Source organism: Streptomyces huiliensis (assembly GCF_020037025.1).
GTDB lineage: Bacteria > Actinomycetota > Actinomycetes > Streptomycetales > Streptomycetaceae > Streptomyces > Streptomyces huiliensis.
Window position 1 is genome coordinate 1 of the sequence record NZ_JAIQLH010000555.1, and the last position, 634, is coordinate 634.

Sequence of the window (634 nt, forward strand, 5' to 3'; positions counted from 1 at the left end):
CCCAGCCCGGCCCCGCCGTTCGCCGGCGGCGCGGACACCGACGCGCTGCGGCTGGCCCGCCGGGTCCGCGCGGCGGGCGGCACGGTCGTGGCGGCGGGCGGCTGCTTCGACCTGCTGCACGCCGGCCACGTCAGCCTCCTGCAGCAGGCCCGGGGCATCGGCGACTGCCTGATCGTCTGTCTCAACTCGGACGCCTCGGTCCGCCGCCGCAAGGGCGACGGCCGCCCCATCAACCCGCTCCACGACCGCATCAGGGTCCTCCGCGCCCTCCAGTGCGTCGACGCGGTGGCCGTCTTCGACGAGGACACCCCCGAGGCCCTGCTCTCCGGCCTGCGCCCGCACATCTGGGTCAAGGGCGGCGACTACGCCGTCGAACAGCTCCCGGAAGCCCCCCAACTGGGCTCCTGGGGCGGCCAGGCCGTCCTCCTCCCCTACCTCGACGGCCGCTCCAGCACGCTGCTGGCCACACGGGCGGCGTCGTGCGTGGACCGCGCGGGCGGCGCGGAGGGCGGGCCGACGGCCGGTGGCACTACGGGCGACGGGCCCGCGCGCACCGCCCGGCCACCGGGGGCCGCGGGATCACCGCGAACCGCCCGCGTCTCGCGGGACGGGCGGCCGTGAGCGGCGAGCCGGC

General features: G+C 78.4%; 1 protein-coding gene. It reads left to right on the forward strand.

The genetic code is table 11. From position 1 onward, the window contains the following. Window positions 1-621 (forward strand): D-glycero-beta-D-manno-heptose 1-phosphate adenylyltransferase (gene rfaE2, locus JNW98_RS35830; RefSeq protein WP_223772415.1); only part of this gene is annotated, 621 nt, incomplete at its 5' end. Window positions 622-634: the final 13 nt, after the last annotated feature.